This window comes from Microbulbifer mixtoriginis (SeqCode), from assembly GCF_052466765.1.
This window is the reverse complement of record NZ_CP174289.1, coordinates 928375-949428: the sequence shown is the minus strand read 5'-3', so window position 1 is coordinate 949428 and position 21054 is coordinate 928375. Positions and strand designations below refer to the sequence as shown.

Annotated in this window: 18 protein-coding genes and 1 riboswitch; of the genes, 9 read left to right on the top strand and 9 right to left on the bottom strand. The window is 48.7% G+C overall.

Going from position 1 to position 21054, the window contains the following annotated elements:
* Positions 1 to 168 precede the first annotated feature (168 nt).
* Both ACJJIV_RS04155 and ACJJIV_RS04150 read left to right on the top strand, forming a co-directional pair.
* On the top strand, positions 169 to 1452 hold the full coding sequence (locus tag ACJJIV_RS04155; RefSeq protein ID WP_444890850.1) for a hypothetical protein: 1284 nt from the start codon (positions 169 to 171) through the stop codon (positions 1450 to 1452).
* Positions 1453 to 2041: 589 nt separating this feature from the next.
* Entirely contained in the window at positions 2042 to 3286 is a 1245-nt protein-coding gene (locus tag ACJJIV_RS04150) for a cation:proton antiporter (protein ID WP_444885570.1), read from the top strand.
* A 152-nt stretch (positions 3287 to 3438) separates the two neighbouring features.
* On the opposite strand, the gene ACJJIV_RS04145 is transcribed toward ACJJIV_RS04150, so the two are convergent.
* From ACJJIV_RS04145 to ACJJIV_RS04110, 8 genes are all read right to left on the bottom strand, one after another.
* Positions 3439 to 4350, bottom strand: coding sequence for an alpha/beta fold hydrolase (locus tag ACJJIV_RS04145; protein WP_444890849.1), 912 nt, complete (start codon positions 4348 to 4350; stop codon positions 3439 to 3441).
* A 372-nt stretch (positions 4351 to 4722) separates the two neighbouring features.
* Positions 4723 to 5340 carry a LysE family translocator gene (locus tag ACJJIV_RS04140; RefSeq protein ID WP_444885568.1) on the bottom strand — a complete coding sequence of 206 codons (618 nt, stop codon included), beginning with the start codon at positions 5338 to 5340 and terminating at the stop codon, positions 4723 to 4725.
* A 118-nt stretch (positions 5341 to 5458) separates the two neighbouring features.
* The gene (locus ACJJIV_RS04135) at positions 5459 to 6277 is read right to left on the bottom strand and encodes an AraC family transcriptional regulator (RefSeq protein WP_444890848.1); all 819 of its coding nucleotides are present in this window, start codon (positions 6275 to 6277) and stop codon (positions 5459 to 5461) included.
* A 157-nt stretch (positions 6278 to 6434) separates the two neighbouring features.
* Positions 6435 to 7460: an L-threonine 3-dehydrogenase, zinc-binding type gene (tdh, locus tag ACJJIV_RS04130; RefSeq protein WP_444885566.1), complete on the bottom strand. Its 1026-nt coding sequence runs from the start codon at positions 7458 to 7460 to the stop codon at positions 6435 to 6437.
* A gap of 87 nt (positions 7461 to 7547) precedes the next feature.
* Complete coding sequence (locus tag ACJJIV_RS04125; RefSeq protein ID WP_444885565.1) at positions 7548 to 8747, bottom strand: glycine C-acetyltransferase; 1200 nt, start codon at positions 8745 to 8747, stop codon at positions 7548 to 7550.
* 80 nt (positions 8748 to 8827) lie between these two features.
* The gene (locus ACJJIV_RS04120; protein ID WP_152454298.1) at positions 8828 to 9043 is read right to left on the bottom strand and encodes a hypothetical protein; all 216 of its coding nucleotides are present in this window, start codon (positions 9041 to 9043) and stop codon (positions 8828 to 8830) included.
* Between the two features lie 58 nt (positions 9044 to 9101).
* Positions 9102 to 9230, bottom strand: a riboswitch (SAM-I-IV-variant riboswitch).
* Positions 9231 to 9295: 65 nt separating this feature from the next.
* Positions 9296 to 10729, bottom strand: a complete 1434-nt coding sequence (locus ACJJIV_RS04115) for an aldehyde dehydrogenase family protein (protein ID WP_444888476.1) — start codon at positions 10727 to 10729, stop codon at positions 9296 to 9298.
* A 1-nt stretch (position 10730) separates the two neighbouring features.
* Positions 10731 to 12359: a 5-guanidino-2-oxopentanoate decarboxylase gene (locus tag ACJJIV_RS04110; protein WP_444890847.1), complete on the bottom strand. Its 1629-nt coding sequence runs from the start codon at positions 12357 to 12359 to the stop codon at positions 10731 to 10733.
* Between the two features lie 277 nt (positions 12360 to 12636).
* Here ACJJIV_RS04110 and pdxH point away from each other — a divergent pair, with 277 nt between their 5' ends.
* Positions 12637 to 13275: a pyridoxamine 5'-phosphate oxidase gene (gene pdxH, locus ACJJIV_RS04105; protein ID WP_444890846.1), complete on the top strand. Its 639-nt coding sequence runs from the start codon at positions 12637 to 12639 to the stop codon at positions 13273 to 13275.
* A 219-nt stretch (positions 13276 to 13494) separates the two neighbouring features.
* On the opposite strand, the gene ACJJIV_RS04100 is transcribed toward pdxH, so the two are convergent.
* Positions 13495 to 15156 (bottom strand): SulP family inorganic anion transporter, encoded by a 1662-nt coding sequence (locus tag ACJJIV_RS04100; protein WP_444890845.1) that lies wholly within the window; start codon positions 15154 to 15156, stop codon positions 13495 to 13497.
* A 263-nt stretch (positions 15157 to 15419) separates the two neighbouring features.
* Between ACJJIV_RS04100 and ACJJIV_RS04095 the strand changes: the two genes are divergently transcribed.
* The 6 genes from ACJJIV_RS04095 (at position 15420) to ACJJIV_RS04070 (ending at position 20953) form a co-directional block, all read left to right on the top strand.
* Positions 15420 to 17111, top strand: coding sequence for an Hsp70 family protein (locus ACJJIV_RS04095; RefSeq protein ID WP_444890844.1), 1692 nt, complete (start codon positions 15420 to 15422; stop codon positions 17109 to 17111).
* On the top strand, positions 17111 to 18538 hold the full coding sequence (locus ACJJIV_RS04090; RefSeq protein WP_444890843.1) for an RDD family protein: 1428 nt from the start codon (positions 17111 to 17113) through the stop codon (positions 18536 to 18538). The genes ACJJIV_RS04095 and ACJJIV_RS04090 overlap by 1 nt, the downstream gene beginning before the upstream one ends.
* Positions 18538 to 18879 (top strand): cupin domain-containing protein, encoded by a 342-nt coding sequence (locus ACJJIV_RS04085; RefSeq protein WP_444890842.1) that lies wholly within the window; start codon positions 18538 to 18540, stop codon positions 18877 to 18879. Before ACJJIV_RS04090 ends, ACJJIV_RS04085 begins: the two co-directional genes overlap by 1 nt.
* Positions 18880 to 18956: 77 nt before the next feature.
* Complete coding sequence (locus ACJJIV_RS04080) at positions 18957 to 19556, top strand: hypothetical protein (RefSeq protein ID WP_444890841.1); 600 nt, start codon at positions 18957 to 18959, stop codon at positions 19554 to 19556.
* Between the two features lie 130 nt (positions 19557 to 19686).
* A complete protein-coding gene (locus ACJJIV_RS04075; protein ID WP_444890840.1) occupies positions 19687 to 20115 on the top strand; it encodes a hypothetical protein in 429 nt (142 codons plus the stop codon).
* A gap of 457 nt (positions 20116 to 20572) precedes the next feature.
* The gene (locus ACJJIV_RS04070; protein ID WP_444890839.1) at positions 20573 to 20953 is read left to right on the top strand and encodes a hypothetical protein; all 381 of its coding nucleotides are present in this window, start codon (positions 20573 to 20575) and stop codon (positions 20951 to 20953) included.
* Positions 20954 to 21054 lie beyond the last annotated feature (101 nt).

Sequence of the window (21054 nt, the reverse complement as noted above, 5' to 3'; positions counted from 1 at the left end):
GGGTTTACAGGTATATTGACTGCACCTTGGATATCGGTCTCTTTTTGTTTAAAGAATTTTAAATGAAAATACGTTTGGGTGTGTCGATATTAAGTAATCTATTTATTTTTCTATACTAATTAAATAGTCATCTTAACCTGTGATGTACATCTGTGCAGGATTGAAGCTATGCAATCAGAGCCATATTCACGAGAGTTAGGTGCGGTCGAGGCCTTGATGGTCGAGTTTGCCAGGGAGTGTCATGGTGGGACTCAAATTGTCTCCTTTATTAAGGTACTTCAACCATTAAATGTGAAGACTTTGCAAGACGGGCTGGCCTGGGTGCACCATTTGCATCCTATGTTGAGAGCAAGGGTTAAATTGGGGGCGAATTTCGAATGGCATTGTAATGTGGACTTTAGCTCAATCCCTTTAGAAATTTATGTGCTTGAACATAGTTTCAATTTTGAGTTGGAGTATGTGAGGCAGTCTAAAAAAATTATAGATATAGAAAAGTATACTTATATGATTACACTTTACATTGGTAATAACCAGTGTGTGGAATGGATTTCCTTAGTTGCAAATCATGCGGCTATTGACGGTAGATCAATAATGGTCTTGTTCTTTTATCTAGATTTATATTTGAATAAAGGTGGAAACCTAGAGCTAGAGCCGCTGCCATTATATAAGCCTATAGAGGAATATCTCAAGGAAGCGGGGTACAGTGGTGGTGATCATCTGCTTCTACCAGGTAAGGACTATCTTGCATGGCCGGTCGAGCAAACCGCAGACTTGGCCAGGCGTCAAAGTAGAGCAATCCTGCGTACTCTATGTTTCGATGATGTAGAAAAATTAGCCTTAATAATCAAAGAGAAAAAAATAGGTTTTACTGCGCTGTTCAGTGCTTTGGCAGTTATTTCATCTCAGCAGTTGGCCAATCATCGATCCTGGACAGAGATCGTATTGCCAATGGATGTACGTGGTCTGTGTAAACCAAAGATAGGTTTAAATGTTATTGGGGCCTTTACCGCGATAACAACTGTGGAAGTTTCACCGCACAATTCTGGTGTGGGAGTTTTGGACTTGGCCATAGAAATACAAAATAATTTGAATGAAAGATTTAATCCCAGCGAGTTGAAAGGCTTGATTTTTGAGTCTAGTTGCAGGCTAAAAGATATCATGCAAGCTGCAAATGAATACTCCCATAAAAGAGAGTCATTTCCAGCGGGCATTTGTGTTTCGAATTTAGGCAGTATGAGAGGATTGTGTGGTGAATTGAAACATTTTGATATAGCTGCTGGTATGCTTGTTCAAAATCATGGTCACTACCCTATGATGGTGATTGCCTATACTACCAATCAAAATGGGGTATTTGTTTTTGGGTATTGTGAGCCACTTATTAGTAAAAATAGTGCGAAAGCTATGGCTGATCAGTATATGGAGTTATTGCAAGAGCTTGTTTGTTCCTCATGAGGTCTGAACTGATGAACCCTTGTTTGTTCAATTTTTAAATTGATATATTGCCGTTCATTTCCCCCCTTTCTCCTATACTGAATACTGATTGTATAGCCTTTCTATACGACAACTTCCACCAATGTAGGGCTCAAACATGCACTTAGAGCCATTTTTTCTCGAGCGGCATTCCCAAGATGCTAACTCTAAGAGGGTGACTGTCAGGTCGTATTTTGGGGGCCAAATTTCACTTTCTAAGCGGGGGAGCATCAAACCTCTGAGCAGTACTAGTGCTGACTTTCTATTGAGTAATGTTGTCCGGCAGGGTGAGAGATCCTTGTGATGTGGTTCGGTTGGATGAATATTAGTCATGAACTTTATCGGCATTTTTGATGAGTTATCGACCCTAATAAATTGTGATTGCTAGGAATTTTTACAAGTTGATCAAAGTCATCAAATCATATGTAGCTAAGGCCTTGTGGTTATTTAGGAGTTTATTAATTAGCTGGCGGGAAAGAGTTAATTTCATAGTGCTTTATACAGATGATGGCACAAGATTGTATCCTTCTGAGGAGATGGGTGATAGTACATTCCACTGGAGAGTAAACTTGTGAATGATGTGGTTGTCATTGTAGGGCAAGGGCTCTATTTGTCTGTGGCAGCAATTATTGGTTTGGGTATTTCCCGGATATTAAGAATTGATAATACACTAGGATGCTTATTGGCTGGTGTATTGGCTGCTTTTCTGTTACCGGTAATCGATTATGATACAGGGTTGAGGGCAACGAGCTTAAGGGAATTGGTTTTTTTTGTGATTTTGCCCGTTCTAATTTTTGAGTCTGCTTGGCAGCTTGAGCCAAGGATTTTAAAGCGCTGGATTGGTCCGATTCTATTGTTTTCGACTCTAGGGTTAGTCATTTGTGCCTTCCTGATCGCAGCAATTACTTATTATGGAATTGGCCATCCTGCGGGATTTCCCTGGATAGCGGCATTGTTGACTGGTGCTATTCTGGCGGCTACCGATCCTGTAGCGGTAGTGAATAAGTTGCGACAAGAAAAAACTGGGGAAGATTTACTTTCTCTTGTTGAAGGGGAAAGCTTATTTAATGATGCCGCAGCGGTAGTCCTTTATTCTCTGGTCCTAGGGTTGGCCACTTACTCAATTGTACAGGGGACCGGAGTAAGCGCTGAGGCTCCATCGCTGAGTGTTAGTTCAGTAACGCTGTATTTCTGCATGATATTCTTTGGTGGCGTTGCCGTAGGCTTGATTTTGGGGTTGCTGACAACACTGGTTATTTTGTTCCTACGAACACCAAGTGCAGCATTAATGACTCTAGTGATTGTGGCTTTTGGTAGCTTTTACCTTGCGGAAAGCATTTTGCATGTATCTGGTATTATTTCTGTTATGACCTGTGCCATAGTGGCTAGAGCCTGCTTGCGAAAACAAAGGAAAACCTATCTGGTAGATGCAGAAACCACTTGGGAGTGGTTGGGGCTTCTCTTTACTTCAATTATTTTTGTGATCATGGGGTTGGTCATTACTTTCGAAATGTTTACCCATCAATGGTTGGCGATGTTAATTGCCACGGCCGCAGCACTGGGCGCTCGGGCCCTGTCGGTGGTGCTGGTAGCACCATTAACGCGCTTCGTGGGTCCGCCAATTCCAAAGTCTTGGCGACTGCTGATGAGTTGGGGTGGCTTGCGTGGAGTGATTGCTGTAGCCCTGGTACTTTCCCTTCCCGTTGAATTGCCCTACTGGTGGACTATCCAATCTATGGTTTTTGGTGTAGTACTTTTTTCCTTGCTGGTGCAAGGAACTACCAGCGGGCGTTTAATAAGAAAGCTGGATATCTAAAGCTTAACTACTGGGTTTTTTCTGTTTGATTATGGGCAGGAGTAATCTGGGAATAAAGTTCGAGAGATGTTATTGATATTTCTGCTTAATTGCGTTGTGATTTAAGGTTTATCATTTGCTGTTGTGCTTTTCTATTTACGTTAAGGCGGTTTTTAGTAAGAGCCTGCTTCAGGTAGGGATGATTTGAATGAGATAAACTGGTTGGCTGTAGTTTTTGGGGACTCAAGCATTGGTAAATGCCCAATGTCTTTGATCAGCTGTAGTTGGGAGTTAATAATTTCTCTCGATAAGATTGTGCCTGCGCCAGGATGAAGTATTCTATCCTTATCGCCCCAGGTGATTAAAGTAGGCTTGGAAAACCCCTTTAATCTTCCCTCTAGTGGAGATGAAAATTTGATACTTCCATCTTTTATCTGATGAATATCTTTAAATATCTTTTGGTGCAGTGAAAAGTTATTTTCAGCTGTTTTTGATAGCTCTGATATTGCAAAGCCTGGTATAAAAGGTCTTTTGTGGAAAACATTATCTAATAGCGATTCATACTCCTCTCTGTTCTTGGACAGAATAACAGGTAATTCATCGCGTAAAATTTGCTCAAACATTGGACTGCTGGGTGAACTTTCCACTCCAAGAGGGTTTAAAAGCCATAAGCTATTTATCTTTTCTGGAAACTCTACAGCATAGTTTCCAGCTATGTATCCACCCATTGAATTGCCTGCAAGGTGAAAGTGCTCTAAACCCATTGCATTCACAAAGCTGTTCAGGCGTTGAGTTTGGGGTAGGACATCATAGTTTAAGTCTGGATCTTTAAAGCTCTCTCCAAATCCAGGTAAATCGGGTGCAATGATCTGAAAGTGTGGGGTTAAATATCTAGCTAAGCGAACCCAGTTATCTTTGTCAGCCCCGAAACCATGTAAGAGAACGAGCGGTGTACCTGACCCACCCTGCAAGTAACTAATTTCCCCCTCTTCAATTTCAATTTTTTTGAGCTTTAGGCCCGATATTTTTCTTTCAGCAAAAGTTCCAAGAGTGAAAAGTGTATGGGTAATGGAAGTTAAATTCATTGTATTGGTTGTAGTGGTTATAATTACTTAACTGAAAAATCGATGTTGCTCAGTAGGATATTGATCATTCATTGATCAGCCCATTTGATTGATATCCACATTGGTTATAAATTTTGAGTCAACGATTTAGTTGTTTGAAGTTTGTATAATCCTTCAATACTAACAGGGCTGTAAAGGCTATCAAATTGGAATGTATGATATGGACCTATTTTGGCACATAATATTTCCTCAAGAGAAGATGTTGGATTTCTGCTAACTTGCAGAGAAAGGATGCCGGGTTCAATAGATATGCTATGAGCATATTGCTAGGTTGCCATTGCCAGCCAGTGTTGTTTTTCGTGTCTAAAGCATTTAATTGCCAATCACTCTTTTTTAGATCAACATAATTGGATTGTCTAATGCTATCCATAACGCCACTGAGAGCAAGCTCAAAGAAAATAGCATTCCCTGTACTCTTTGGCTTCTATCATTAGTGGCGAATTTTGCGAGTGCACTTCCGAATACAATCCAGCAGAGGTGTGTTGATAGATTAAGGATAGTCATTAGTGCGATTAGTAATAGGATGGTTGTGGTGGGTTCGTACTGAAGGTTAGGCGCAAAGATAGAAAACATGGTAAATGTTATAATCCAGCCTTTAACGTTTAGAATTTGAATCAACATTCCATTCCATATTGAAATCTTCGGCGCTTCTCCCTGGCTCAGTGGCGACTTAGGTTTGGCGAAATGATAAGCGAGATAGATTAGATAGATTACACCGCCAACTTGAAGTGCTCTTAAGGCAAAAGGGTAGCTGGTTAACCAAGTCATTAAGCCAAAGCCAACTAAGAACCCTTTCACAATAAAAATAAAATCTATTCCGGCCATTAGTGGCAGTGACCTGCGGATACCCAAGCTTGCGCCGGCTGCAGCGAAGGTGATATTGGCAGGACCAGGGCTAAAGATAAGTGGAAACATAACAGCCATCCACGCGAGAACAAATTTCATACTCATAAGACGTACCTATGCCAAACATTCAGAAGTTACCAGTTGAGGGTTGTGGAAACAGCTTTACTGGCGGTGAGGGATGAGTCTATAGAGAGGAGCTATTACTATCTTGTATAAAATTGCGCTATATCGATTTTAGATAACGCCCAGGCGTAATACCAAAAGTCTTCTTGAAGTTTCTACTCATATGGCTTTGATCAAAGAAACCACACTCAGTTGCTGCTGTGGCAGCATTTAGCCCTTGCTGTAGCAAAAGGCGGGCCTGATGAATTTTGTAAAGAACCAAAAATTGATGGGGAGCTATACCATAGTGCTTGCTAAAGCAGCGGATTAATTGGTATTGGCTCATTTCCGTGAGCTGACATAGTTGCTCAAGCGTTACGTTGTATTGCCAGTGATCACACAAATAGTTGCGGATTTTTATTGCGGCTGAGATATCTTTTGTATTTCGAGGGCTGATGTTCTGGTCGCCATGATTGGCGAATAGCTTGGTAAGCGCCAACGTTAAAAGGCTATCTACGGCAAGCGGTAAGTGAGTACCATTCAGGCTGCAGTGAAGTTGAAAGAGTAGCTTGAAAAGCTCAGGATCATGAATAATAGGGCCCTTAAGGAAAGGCATCGGGGTTTTACCAGGGCTACTATGTTGCCGCAATATTTGTGTAACCAGCTTTGTATCAAAATAAAACATCCGGTAATGCCAGCCTTGCTCGCTACCGCTGTAACCTGTATGTATTTCACCGGGGTTAATGGCGACAATGTTCCCCTGGGGGATGATATTACTTTGCCCGCGATAATCTAATTTCTCCGCGCCTGCCTGGATAATGCCAATGGCTAATTCATCGTGCCAATGTTTATTAAAGGCAAAACTGCGAAAGTGTGCATGAAATAGTTCTATGCCACTGTGTTTTGGGCTACGCCAAATCGCCGAAAATTCCTTTTGCATCTATAGGTCTAATTCATCAGATCTTATTTATCAATACAGCTGTTTCAGCTGCGAGCATTACAAGATACAAAAAGAGGAAGAGCTGGGCAAAAAATCTATTAGTAGAGGGGAAAGCGGGAGGTAAGGCCGTGGAGTTATCCACGGCCAAGAGCAATAGTTATTGCCAGTTGAGGATCACTTTGCCGGACTCACCAGAGCCCATGGTGTCGAAGCCTTTCTGGAAATCGTCGATTGGGAACTGGTGGGTAATAATCGGGGTCAGGTCCAGACCGGATTGAATCAGGCTGGCCATCTTGTACCAGGTTTCGAACATTTCGCGGCCGTAGATCCCTTTTATGATCAAACCTTTGAAGATGACCTGGCTCCAGTCAATAGCCATTTCTCCGGCGGGAATACCGAGCATGGCTATCTTGCCACCGTGGTTCATTGCCTCGAGCATATCGCGGAAGGCAACGGGAACCCCGGACATTTCCAAGCCCACATCGAAGCCTTCGCTCATGCCCAATTCTGTCATCACATCTTTAAGGTTTTCCTTGGAGACATTCACGGCACGGGTGGCCCCCATCTTGCGGGCCAGATCCAGGCGATATTCGTTGATATCAGTGATGACCACATGGCGTGCGCCAACATGTTTGGCGACTGCTGCGGCCATAATGCCGATAGGACCGGCGCCGGTGATCAATACATCTTCGCCCACCAGATCGAAAGAGAGGGCGGTGTGTACGGCGTTACCGAGGGGGTCAAAAATGGAAGCCAGCTCATCGGAGATGTTGTCTGGAATTTTAAAAGCGTTTAATGCCGGGATTACCAAGTATTCGGCAAAAGCGCCCTGGCGGTCCACACCAACACCGTAAGTGTTACGGCAAAGGTGGCGGCGGCCGGCGCGGCAGTTACGGCAGTGGCCACAGGTGATATGCCCTTCGCCGGAAACGCGGTCGCCCACTTCAAAACCGGCAACTTCCTGGCCCATACCAACTACTTCACCCACATATTCGTGCCCCACTACCATGGGCACTGGGATGGTCTTTTGCGACCACTCATCCCAGTTATAAATATGCATGTCGGTGCCGCAGATGGCGGTTTTGTGAATTTTGATCAGCAGGTCGTTATGGCCCGGCTCGGGGATTTCCACATCGGTAAGCCAAATACCCACTTCAGACTTCAGTTTAGAAAGTGCTTTCATTGTCATTAAAACTACAAAAAGAAAGGCGCAGCACCATCTGGCAATAGGATTGATCCGTTGTTAGACAGCGCCGCGATTATTTGGGAATTAAATAATTTTCAGCTCGCGGCCCACTTCAATGAAGGCATCAATGCACTGATCGAGTTGCTCTTGAGTGTGCGCCGCAGACATCTGGGTGCGAATACGGGCTTGGCCTTTAGGTACTACAGGGTAGAAGAAGCCCACTACATAAATGCCGCGCTCCAGCATCTTGTCTGCCATTTTTTGAGCCAGAGCGGCATCGCCGATCATGACCGGAATAATTGGATGGTCGGCACCAGCCAGGGTGAAGCCAGCTTCGGACATACGCTTGCGGAAATACGCAGAGTTTTCGCGTAACCGCTCCCGCAGTTCGCCACCTTCCATTAGCATATCGAGCACTTTCAGGGAGGCAGTGACAATAGCTGGGGCTACTGAGTTGGAGAACAGGTAGGGGCGAGAGCGCTGGCGCAGCAGATCGATAATTTCCTTGCGGCCAGAGGTGAAACCGCCGGAAGCACCGCCCAGGGCCTTGCCCAGAGTGCCAGTAATAATATCGATACGATTGATGACATCACAGTATTCGTGGGTGCCACGGCCGTGTTCACCGAGGAAGCCTACCGCGTGGGAGTCGTCGACCATCACCAGGGCATTGTAGCGGTCAGCCAGATCGCAAATCGCTTTTAGGTCGGCGATCACACCATCCATGGAGAAGACACCATCGGTGGCGATCAGCTTGGTTTTGGCGCCTTCGGCGTCAGCTGCCTGTAGTTGTTTCTCCAACTCCGCCATATTGTTGTTGGCGTATCGGTAGCGCTTGGCCTTACACAGGCGCACGCCGTCAATAATTGAAGCGTGGTTCAGGGCATCGGAGATTATTGCATCCTCTGGACCCAGCAGGGTTTCGAAAAGGCCACCATTGGCATCAAAACAGGAGGTGTAGAGGATGGTGTCTTCGGTGTGTAGGAATTCTGACAGGCGCGATTCCAGTGCCTTGTGAATGTCCTGGGTACCACAGATAAAGCGCACTGAGGCCATACCGAAACCGTACTGGTCCAGGCCTTCTTTGGCGGCTTTGATCAGGTCCGGGTGATCGGCCAGGCCCAGGTAGTTATTGGCACAGAAGTTCAGTACCTGGGTGTCGTTGTTCACCTGTATCTCGGCGGCCTGCTGGGAGGTAATGATCCGCTCCCGCTTATAGAGGCCGTCGGCTTCAATTTGTTTTAGCTCGTTGCGCAGGTGCTCAAAGAATTGTTCTGGCTTGGACATGATATTGTTTTTAGCTCCTGTCGGGTGCTCGTGGCACTAGGTATCTGGCGCGAATCAAAATGGCGCCACTGGATTCTCGTTTATCCCGCCAGCTCGCAGGCCTTGTGGGCAGTGATTGGCTGCTCACTGGCACGGCAGCTGGTGGCGAATTTTAAAGCTTCTTCCGCGGTGTCGAACAGTAGTTGCCACAACAATTGCCGATCGGCCCGTCTCACGGCTCTCACCGCGGTGCGGCTGCGTTGGTTGGCAATTTGAATTTCTATAACGTCTTTACTGGATAACGGTGATTCGGACATGGTCCCTCCAAGGGTAAAACTTTGGAGGGCTGACGTGGAAGCGGCGAAAGGGTATTCGCTAATCCGGTTGGATTGCTCTTGTAGAGCCCCATCCTCCCCGCAGGCTTTGGTGTGCCAGCAGAGAGAGAACCACCTTGCCCCGGTCGGCAGGTTGGCGTTGGCGTCAGCCACTCTCGTGATGTGCGAGCAAAGATAGCGGGGAGGGGATTGGCAGTCAACTGCACCGCCCACGATTGCAGGCGGTGCAGAAGTTTATGCCGGCAGTTGCACGGATTTCAGTTCGATAAACTCGCCGAGGCCGGCCTCGCCAAATTCGCGCCCGTTGCCAGAGCGCTTGTAGCCGCCAAAGGGTGCGTCGTAATTAAACTCGCCGCCATTGACGAAACATAGGCCTGCCTCGATGCGGCGCACCAGAGGCATGGCGCTCTCTGCATCTTTTGCCCAAACACCGCTGGATAGGCCGTATTCGGTGTCATTAGCGATGGTAATTGCCTCATCCATATCCTTGTAAGGGATCAGGCAGGTCACAGGGCCAAAGATCTCTTCTCGGGCGATGCTCATATCGTTGTGTACATCGGCAAATACTGTGGGCTTCACATAAAAGCCCTTCTCCAGCCCAGAGGGCACCTCGGCGCCGCCAGTGACCAGGCGTGCACCCTCGTCGATACCCTTCTGGATATAGCCGCGCACTATCTCGCGCTGGCGCGCGGAAGAGAGTGGGCCCATAAAGGCATTTTCATTGGTGCCCATGGCGATGTCTTCGGCTACCTGGCGGGCGATTTCTACCGCTTCGTCATAGCGTTCGGCAGGTACCAGCATACGGGTGAGGGCGGTACAGGTCTGGCCACTGTTGATAAACACATCTTCACAGCCCCAACGCACGGCGGCTTCCAGATCTGCATCGGGGGTGATAATCAGAGGGGACTTACCACCTAATTCCTGGGTTACGCGCTTCACCGTGGGCGCAGCGGCCTTGGCCACTTCCACACCGGCGCGAGTGGAACCGGTGAAGGAGACCATATCGATACCGGGATGGGCAGAGAGTGCCGCACCCACTTCGGAGCCGGCACCGGGTACCAAGTTGAAGACGCCGGCGGGGACTCCTGCCTCTTCAATAATTTCCGCCATCACAAAATCTTGCAGCGGCGTGATCTCGGCGGGTTTGGTGATCATGGTGCAGCCGGCGGCCAGGGCCGGGGCCACTTTGCCCACAAACTGGTGCAGTGGGTAGTTCCAGGGAGTGATAAAACCACACACGCCCACGGGCTCGCGGAACAGTACGGAATGGCCGGCCTTCTCTGTTTTTTCCATTTCTGCGGTGCGCTCGGCGTAGTAGCGCATGGCATAGATAGGGCCATCCACATGCAACCAGCGGGTGATATGTTCGGGGCAGCCGAGTGTCTGGGACACGGCCTGAACCAGATCTTCCTTGCGTTTTTCCATACCGTCGGCAATGGCGTTGAGCAGTTCGCGGCGCATCTGTGCGGTGCTGTTGCGCCAGCTGTGGAAGGCTTGGCGCGCGGCTTCCACGGCGAGATCCACATCTTCGGCCGAGCCTTCGGCCACTTGGCAGATTAATTCTTCGGTGGCCGGGTTGATCACCGGGTGAGTCCCGGTACCCAGAGGCTCGCGCCATTCGCCGTTAATAAACAGCTTGCCCGTGGGCAGTTTGCTGAGATCTGTCATGTCACGCTTCCATTTGTTCTGCGCCTGAAGGCGCGCTGATTTCGATCAGGGTTGGGGTCTGGCGGCCCAGGGCATCGGCTACTGCTTGCGCCAATTGGCCGGGCTGGTCGATACGACAGCCCTCGGCGCCAAAGGCCTTGGCCAGGGCAACAAAATCCGGGGTGCTCAGGTTTACACCTTCCTGCGGCACTTCCGCCGCATCCATAAAGTCGCGGATTTCGCCGTAGCCGGCGTTATTCCATACCAGGATGGGCAGAGGTAAACGTTGCTCAACAGCCACCGCCAATTCGCCCAGGGTAAACATCAGGCCGCCATCGCCGATCAGGGCGATCACATCCCGCTCGCTAGAGAGCTTGGCGCCAACTGCCGCAGGCAGGGCGAAGCCCAGGGTGCCATAACCGGTAGTGCAGGTCACATGGCTACGCGGATGATATAGGGGCAGGGCGTGGTTAGTGTTATAGGCCAGCTGGGTGGAGTCTGTCACCAGGATACCGTTTTCCGGCAGGGCTTCGCGCAGGGCCTCAACCCAGGGGAAGCGTTGTTCGGAGCCATCCCACCATTCTTTACGACAGTCTTTTAGTAACTGGGCTACCTCTTTTTCAGAATGTTCGCCTGCTGTTGCATCGCGTTGGATCAGGGCGGCTTCCAATTGCTGCAGGCTCTCTTTGGCGTCAGCACAGATCGCCAGATCCGGTTGGGCGTTGCATACCAGCTGTGCAGCATCTATATCGATACGAATCAGTTTGCCGGAGAAGGCGTAATCGTCCCGCACCAGGTTGCGATCGGTTTCAGAGAGTTCGGTGCCCACGGCCAGCACCACATCCGCATTCTGCACGCGGTTGCGTACACAATCGAAACTCAGATTGGCACCGCCACACAGTGGATGGCGTTCATCCACAACGCCCTTGGCGGCCAGAGACAGAAATACCGGGGCAGCAATTTTTTCAGCAATTTGGGTAGCCGCTTTGCCGGCGCTCTGGGCACCGCCGCCGAGGAGGATGACCGGGCGCTGGGCGGATTGCAGCCATTCGGCGGCCGTGGATATAGCAGCGCTATTTGCCGCCGGGGCCATAGCGGCTGGTGCAGCTTTGTAGTCTTCCAGTTGGCCGGGCATGGGAGCCGGGAACAGGTCGATGGGGATTTCGATATGCACAGGCCCCGGGCGGCTGGACTGCAGCAGCTGGAATGCCCGTGCCATCACCTCTGGTAATTGCTCAGCCTGGCTGAGCGTGTGCTGCCAGATACAGAAGCCGCGGCTGGCATCACTCTGTTGTGGCAGTTCATGCAGGCGACCGCGGCCCATGCCCAGGTCTTCGCGGCGATTGATTGCGGAGATCACCAGCATGGGAATCGAATCGGAATAGGCTTGCGCCATGGCGGTGGCGGCGTTGGTGAGACCGGGGCCGGTGATCAGGAAGCAGACACCAATCTTGCCACTGGCACGGGCATAGCCATCCGCCATAAAGGCGGCACCCTGTTCGTGGCGCGGAGTGATATGCATCAGGTCACTGCCGGGCAGACCTCGGTACAGTTCGATGGTGTGGACACCGGGGATGCCGAAGACTTTTTCCACCTGGTAGTCGCGCAGCAGGCGCATGAGCACCTGGGCGCATGTGGGCGCAGAGGACATAGCCACCATTTTCCTTATTTGTGTAAAAATGCCGTGAGCCTAGCGGCCCACTAAAAAGCACGCAAGCGCCCGCAGAGTCTGCACCTGCGAGGGGAAATACGCAGGAAAATTGAGATTCGTCCCGTATCGCGACAGGAAACTTGGCGCTCGAGCCGCAAGATTCCTTGTGTAAAGGGAGTTGCGATACAAGAAGATTTGTCGCGTAGCTGGAATAAAAATCGCTTTGCTTCAGCTGGCTGGATATATTTTGAGCTTGAATAACTTAGGAAGTAGCACCATGGAAATCGATCAATGGCGTCGTGAATATCTGCTTGGCGGTTTGCGCCGTTCGGAGTTAAAAGCCACCCCGGTGGAGCAGTTTCGCGAATGGCTTGAGGAGGCACTGGCGGCCAAACTTTCTGACCCTAGTGCCATGTGTCTGGCCACGGCCGATAGCAGCGGCCAGCCCACCCAGCGCATTGTATTGCTAAAAGGTTTTGACGAGCGCGGCTTTGTTTTTTACACAAACCTGCAGAGCAAAAAAGCGCATGATATGGAGAAGAACCCGCAGGTATCCCTGCTGTTCCCCTGGCACAGCCTGGAGCGTCAGGTCATTGTTAGCGGCAATGTGGAGTCGGTGACGCGTGAGGATGCCGAGCAGTATTTCCAGTCCCGGCCACTGGAAAGTCAGCTGGCCTCCTGGGCCTCGCGCCAGAGCCAGCCACTGTCATCCCGTGAGGAACTGCAAAAACAGTTTGACCAAGAAAAGGCGCGCTTTGCAGATGGACAAGTGCCGCTGCCAGATTTTTGGGGCGGTTATCGGGTAGTGCCACACTCGGTGGAATTTTGGCAGGGTGGTGCCAATCGCCTGCACGACCGCTTTATTTATCGCGCCGATGATAGAGGTTTGTGGACGCTGGATCGTTTGTCTCCCTAATGGCTGCAGAATTTTAGCTAAAGTGTGGCGTGGAAAATTTGAGCGGGGTTATGACTCCGCTTTTTGCTTTGATTTTTATCATTTTACATTCAGGCAAAATAGAAAAGGGTAATGAATATTTGCCAAATTAAAAAAGCTTACCCATTAAAATGTCATTTTAAGGCTGCAGGTTAAATAGATGTTTTATTCTATAAATACTGCATTTATTAGTAGGGCGGGTCAGGCCTTTTTTTCGCCTTCGCGATTGAGAAAATCCAAGCCTTTGATGAGGGCCTCAACCCGGCTTTCTACAAAACAATCCTCGTCCATCCAATCCCGGATATGTAATTTCTCCAACCTGTCCAGTGTTGGCTCATTGGGGCAGTACAGATAGACTTTGCAACCCAAACTAATGGCATCACGCATGGTGTTTTCCAGTGCCAATGCAGCGGTGGTATCAATCATGGGTACTGTACTTAAATCCATAATGATGACTTTAAATTTACCCACTGCGGCTTGCTGGCGAGTAATGGCCTTGGATACACCAAACAACATTGGGCCCGATAAAAAGAAAAACAGGATCTGGCCTTTCGATTGCCGCAGCATCTCCCTTTCCTGCCGGTTGAGGGGGTCGCCTTCCTCGACATCAGAAATCGCTTTAACACTTTTTTCCTGGATACGGCTGAGCCGCTCAATGGTGATGATATTGACGAGGAATACACCAATGGCCACGGCATAAATCAAGCCCACAAACACGGTCATCAGCAGAACGCTGTACATAATAAAGGTTGGGAATATTGCCACCTGGTGATGGTGAACGCGTCGGATATAACTCCAGTCGAGAATATTAATGCCGACGAACACCGCGATACCGGCTAATACCGCCATAGGAATCGGTTGCGTCAGGGGGGCAAACCAGAGCACTACCAGCAGTAGAATCAGCGCACGCACTATACCGGCCAGAGGAGAACGTGCCCCTACCTGAATATTCACCACGGTCCCCATAGTGGAACCCGCGCCGGGCAGCCCGCCAAACAAACCGGATACGGTGTTAGCGATGCCCTGGCCGATCAATTCCCGGCTGGGGTTGTGCTCCCTGCGTGTCAGGCTATCGGCTATTACCGCAGTTAACAGGGTATCGAGACAGCCCAGAGTGCCGAGCACCAACGCTTCAATCAGCATGGTGGACAACATATCAAAAGTGATGTTGGGTAAAACCAGGGAGGGCAACCCACTGGGAATTTCGCCGATGCGCCGGATCTCTTCGTTGTCGAACAACACCATGGAAAGCAAGGTAATGGCGACTAGTGCCACCAGTTGGGGTGGAACCAGCTGTTTGAGTTTCTTTGGTAAAAAAAACAGCATTCCGAGGGTGAGTAAACCGAGGAAGAGTTCCCCATAGTGGGTATTTCTGACTAGCTCCGGCAGTTCCTGCACGGTTTCCATCGGCCCGCCAGCGGGCGTGGGTTGGCCGAGTAACGGACCAATCTGCAAAATTACCAGAATAATACCCACCCCGGACATAAATCCTGAGACCACGCTGTAGGGCATCAAGACAATATATTTGCCAAGCTTTAACGCCCCCAAAGCAATTTGAAAAATGCCCGCCATGATGACCACGGTAAAGGCCATTGCCAGTCCCTGGTCGGGGTGCTCTGCCATCATGGTGGTGATCACCGCAGCCATTACTACTGTCATGGCACCGGTAGGCTCAGAGATTAAGGTTCGGGTACCCCCAAACGAGGAGGCAAATAGCCCGATCAGAATGGCCCCCCACAGCCCTGCACTGGCTCCTGCCCCGGAAGCAACCCCAAACGCCAGTGCCATGGGTAGCGAAACCACGGCTGTGGTGACTCCACCAAAGAGATCCCCTTTGAGGTTCACTCCCTCAAATCTACCCATCAACAAGGCCGCGCCTCTTCGTGGATTTCGAATGACTCTAAGGATATGGCAGTTATGTGGAACTGCCAGAAGGAGGGTTGTTTTACGGCCAGTCTATTTGTGTGGTTTTCAGCACTTGCCTTTCGTGTGCTTGCACTCTCTGGCTATTTTTGTGCAGGGACGCTTAGAATATCGCGCCAACCAGCTTGCGGGAAATACCGTATAAAAACCCGTTGGTACGACTGTGCTTGATCAAGTTTTGAGAAAAATAGGTAGGGGGATTTATGGCCATTATTGGTATTGACCTGGGTACCACCAATAGCGCCTGTGGGGTTTTAACGGAAGATGGCGTGAAGCTGATTCCCAATCGCCTGGGAGAGGCCTTGACCCCATCGGTGGTTGGTTTGGATGACACTGGCAAGCTAGTGGTGGGGAAAACCGCAAAAGAGCGCCTGATCAATCACAGTGATACCACCGTTGCCGCCTTTAAACGCCTGATGGGCACCGATCATCAAGTCAAACTGGGTCGCCAACAATTTACTGCTACTGAACTTTCCGCCTTGGTACTGCGCTCTCTCAAAGAGGATGCAGAGGCTTTCCTGGGGGAAGAGGTCAGCGAAGCGGTAATCAGTGTGCCCGCCTACTTTAACGATAACCAGCGCCAGGCGACAAAATTGGCTGGAGAGCTGGCAGGCCTCAAGGTAGAGCGCCTGATCAACGAGCCTACTGCTGCGGCAATTGCCTACGGCCTGCACGATAAGCGGGAGGGGAATTTCCTGGTGCTAGACCTGGGCGGTGGTACTTTCGATGTCTCCATCCTGGAATTCTTCGATGGCATTATGGAAGTACATGCCAGTGCTGGGGATAACTACCTGGGCGGTGAGGATTTTGTCGAAGCGATGATCGATAGCGTTCTGGAAGAATTGCAGCTGAAAAAATCTTCCCTGAAACCGCGCGAACTGCAGAACCTGTATATGCAGATGGAAACGGCCAAGCGCCGTATCAGCCAGCAGGCAGAGCAGTTACTTAAATTAAACCTCGGTGGACGCGAACTCGAATGGAAAGCGACTCCCGAATGGTTTGAGAAACTCAGTACCCCGTTACTGCTGCGAGCCAAGCGTCCGATTGAGCGCGCCATGCGCGATGCTGATTTGCCGCCCGCTAAAATTGACGAAGTGGTATTGGTGGGCGGTTCCACCCGCCTGGCACTGTTCCGCTCTATGGTGGGACGTATGTTTGGCCGCTTACCCTCCTGCCACCTGGACCCAAATACTGTTGTCGCCATGGGAGCGGCCATTCAAGCCGGGCTCAAGGAAAAAAACTCCGCGCTGGATGATATCGTCCTCACCGATGTATGCCCCTACACCCTGGGTACCGGCATCGTGAATGAAGACAGCCCGCAGCTGGGCAATTACTTCCTGCCGATTATTGAGCGCAACACCGTGGTACCTGTCAGTATTGTGCGTAGCGTCTGCACTGCCCGCGATGATCAGAACGAAGTTTGTATCGATATTTACCAGGGGGAAAATCGCCTGGTAAAGAAAAATGTTTATCTGGGCGAGCTCACGGTGCCGGTACCCAAGAAACCCCGGGGCGAGGAAGTGGTGGAAGTGCGCTATAGCTATGATATGAACGGTTTGCTGGAAGTGGATGTCACCGTCGTTTCCACCGGTAAAACATATAATAAGTTAGTGGAATTTACGCCGGGCGCCCTGAATGAACAGGATAAAGCCCAAGCGTTGGGAAAACTGGCCAAGCTCAAATTTCATCCCCGTGAAGATGAGGAAAACCGGGCGCTACTCGCCCGTGGTGAACGCTTGTATGAAGCGAGCCTCGGCGAGCAGCGCGATTATATAGCTAAATTGCTCGCCAGCTTCGATCGGGTTTTGGATAAACAAAACCTGGTGGAGATTGGCAAGGCGCGTACCGAACTCACGGAGATTTTCGATAAGCTCGACGGTGAGGACTGGATTTAATGAGCCCCTGGGAGATACTCGAGCTAGCACCCTGCGATGATGCGCGGGCGATCAAGCGCGCCTACGCAAAAAAACTGAAGCAAACCCGCCCGGATGAAAAGCCCGAAGAGTTTCAGCAGTTACACAGCGCCTATAAATGGGCCCTGAAAGCCGCTGAGGAGCTTAAAGAAGAGAAAAAGGAAAGTGAGGAACCGCAAAGTACCGAGGTGCTTGCGGAAGTTGCAAGTGCTGAGCGGGCTGCACTTTCCCCTGAGGCCGTGCAATTACAGGGTCAAGTAGAGCCCCAGGTGCAACAAAATAGTGAGCCAAATCATCAAGACCACTCCCCAGTCTCTTCAGAAGCTATTGAGCAAGCTCCATCAAAAGACACTCTTGACCTGAATCAAGCCCAGGATCAGGAAACTGGGGGTGAGAGACAGCAGGGGGCCTCTACAGAGAAACATGCTGAAGAGCAGCATCCTGAAGTTAAGAATGCACAAGAAGATAATGTGCAAGAAAATCCTATTGAAGAGGATGACACTGAACAAGACCCACAGCGAGCACTGCGAATTGCCGAGTACCATCGGGTGTTGGAGCAAGTGGATAGGCTGCTGCAAGCGCCCAGTAAATTCAATGTAAAAGAGAATTGGCGTTTTCTCACCGATACACCTTATATGCTCGATGAGGAATATAATTGGAATCTGGGCCTTTCAATCTTCGAACGTTTTGCCAGAATAAATTTGCAGGCTAGTGAAGTTACCTCTAAAGGTAAAAAACAAGCTCAGATTTCTAACAATATTCTTCAGTACTGCAATAGCTTGTTCGACTGGAATGGTAATGCCTCCTATTTATACGGCGCCTTGGGCGAGTCCCTTTGTGATTGCATTTTTAATTCGCTGCATAGCGAAGAAGTTACTGTGGACCCCGCCCAAGGGCTCCGAGGTGGGCGCAAGCTGATCCGGCAGAAAATAACTCAGCCGGAAGAAACCTACGATCAATACTACTTTGGCCACTTGCTGGCCCGAGGCGTTGCTGTCTTACTGGATGTATTGTTGTTGTACGTCGTGGTTGGCTTTATCGCCTCCATTGTGATGATGAAGGTATACGATATGCCAGAAGGCGCCGCCATAACCATGGCGTTGGGAATCTGTTGCCTGGCCTATCTGCTGATGGCCTGGATTGCAGAGAGCTCCCGCTTTCAGGCGACGCCGGGTAAATATTTGATGGGCTACAAAGTCACCAACAAAAAATTTGAGCGAATAGGTTATGGCCACGGCCTCTGGCGCCTACTGAGCTTCACCCTCACCCTACCGTTGGGCAAGATCGGCTGGTTGATTAACTGCTTCTTAGGTGGAAACCTGATGCACGATCGCCTCAGCGCAAGCCATGTCATCAATATGCGTAAATCCCGCGAGGAGTATTTGCGTAGATTGCGGGGGGAGGGGTGATGCCAGTAGTCACAAAAGAAAATGCTGCCCACTACTCCTGGGGAGAGGGCTGCGATGGCTGGCACTTGGTACGAACCAATTCTCTCAGTGTGATTCAGGAGAGAGTGCCTCCTGGTTGCTCAGAAGTTCGACACCTGCACCGGCAATCTGAACAGTTTTTCTTTGTACTACAGGGCACGGCCACGATTGAATGTGGTGGTGAAGAGTATTTGCTCTCTCCCGGCCAGGGTTTGCATATAGCCGCTGGGATTCCTCATCAGCTGTTCAATAAGACCTCCATAGATTTGGTTTTTATCGTTACTTCAATGCCGCCTAGCCATGGGGATCGGGTGGAGTTGTAGAGCAAATTTATTAGTGCAATAAAGACTTGATTGGCTGCTTGCTCATTTTTAAGCAGTTTTGCTTTTCTAGAGGTTATATGACATTTAAAGCAGATGTTCTTGCGGCAGCCAAACTGAAGGCGGAAGAACTTGAAGATTGGAAGTTTGTATCTAAACGGTATCAATCTCGCCCGGTAAAATTTTGTGACCTCATAATTGATCCTTTTTGGTTTTTTTATGGTTCTCCCGCCGCAGCAGTGATACAGCCTGCGGTAGGTGTTTATATTAAGGAGGTCGAAGTTATAGTATCTGATTTGTCAGGTCTTCCAGTTGGTAAAGTTGCTACTTTTTCAAAAAAAATTCATAGGAAAGAGTTGGGGTATCCTCTGGAATTTACCGTCTATGTTAAAGATTTTGGCAGTCAGCAAGAGGCAGTGGAACAAGTTTTTTCTAATTTGGGTAGAATAATTCAGTTTGGTAAGGAGTATATAGACGAGCAGTATTGCTTAGATACTAAGGAAAAATTATACCTAAGTGTTCCTGAAGTAACGCGAGGAATGCGATGCGTACATTATTGTGTTGTACGTGGGTTGCTTGGCGATACGGATTATATAAAAAGGGTGCTAAACAGAGAGATTGATCCTGAAGGTTATCAGGACCTAGAACTTATAGGTAAGGTATTTGATTATTTTTCCTGAAAATTAGTTGTAAGGCTGGGAGAGTTCACTTTTTGTGGTGGGTTGTTATTTTTTTTGATATGTATTTTTCGATGAATTTTCTTTTCTAGGCTTTTTTGTGCGGCTGTAGATAACAGAATTGAGGTTTAATATGAATGTTTTATTAATAGTTGGGGCTGTTACTATATTGATTGCACTTTACCGTGCAGCAAACAGTAAGAATATACCGCAAAGCCCGGCGGCATGTGGTATAGCATTCTTTACCGTTACTGCCGGTTTGGCCTCTTGGTTGTATCTATTATCTGCTATTCCTTTCCATTCCCTGTACTTGCTGATGAGTATTATCTCATTACCCCTGATATTGTTAATGGGTGGCGTTTTGGCGGCGCGTACAAGTGAGGATACGGCCTCAATGAATGCCAAAATTGTATTGGCTGTTGCAGCAGTCCCCTATTTGCTGGTTACCTTTATTGCTTTTATGAATTCTTCTGAGTGGGCCATTATTTATGCATTAGTAATATATATTCCCTGTATTATTGGTGGGCGATATATTGGCAGGAAATATTTGCAAGTAAAATGATGTAGAGATGGGTGACCTTCTCGCTTCTATTGTGATGACAGGCTGGTAAGCGTAGACATCCATGGCATTGGGAGTTCGTTACCTGATCTATCTCTTTTGGTGGCCAGGATTGCAGAGAACTTCCGCTTTCAGATGGACCCGGTAAATACTTGATGGGTTATAAGGTTTCCAAAAAAATTTAGTGAATGAGCTATGATCACATTTTCTAGCATCTACTGAGCCTCTTCCTGTCGCTGGGCAAAATCTGCTGGTTGATTAACTGTTTCTGGGGTGGAAACTTAAAGCATGACCATCTCTGCTCAAGCTATGTTATCAACATGCTTAAATCCGGTGAGGTGTAATTGCGCAGATTGCGGGGAGATCATAAAAATTATGAAGGTGTATATTTGCAAGTGGGGTCTTTGATATATTTCCGCCTCTAAGGCTATGATTCAAAAATTTTAAAGAGAGTTAATAGATGGGTAAAATTTTACATTCTGCCAAGTGGTTATTCAGTGGTTTAGTTTTACTGAGTGGGCAGGCTCTTTCTTATGATGTGGGGAGTAGTCCTGTTGAGTATCTTCGCACCTATAAGGGATATGCTATTGCCACTCTTACCGATGAGGGGCCGAACCCTAACGGTTGTACTGCGACTTGGAAGAATTGGGGGGCTGGAAGATATATAGCTATTGAGTTTGATACAGAAGAAGGTCAAGAGATGTACAGCGCCTTACTGGCTGCCTACTTAAGCGGAAACAAGGTGGCCTTTGGCGCTTATGACGGTAAAGATCGCTGTAAGGTTTGGAATGGAGCAAATACTATTCCTGTTGCTTATCGAATAGATATTCTACGTAAATAGTAATAATTTTGTAGAGTGATCATATGTATTTAGATGGCGTGTGTTAGTGCTTCAGAAGAGGCGGTTCCAACATTGAGTCGTTCCTTTTTGAAGCTGTAACA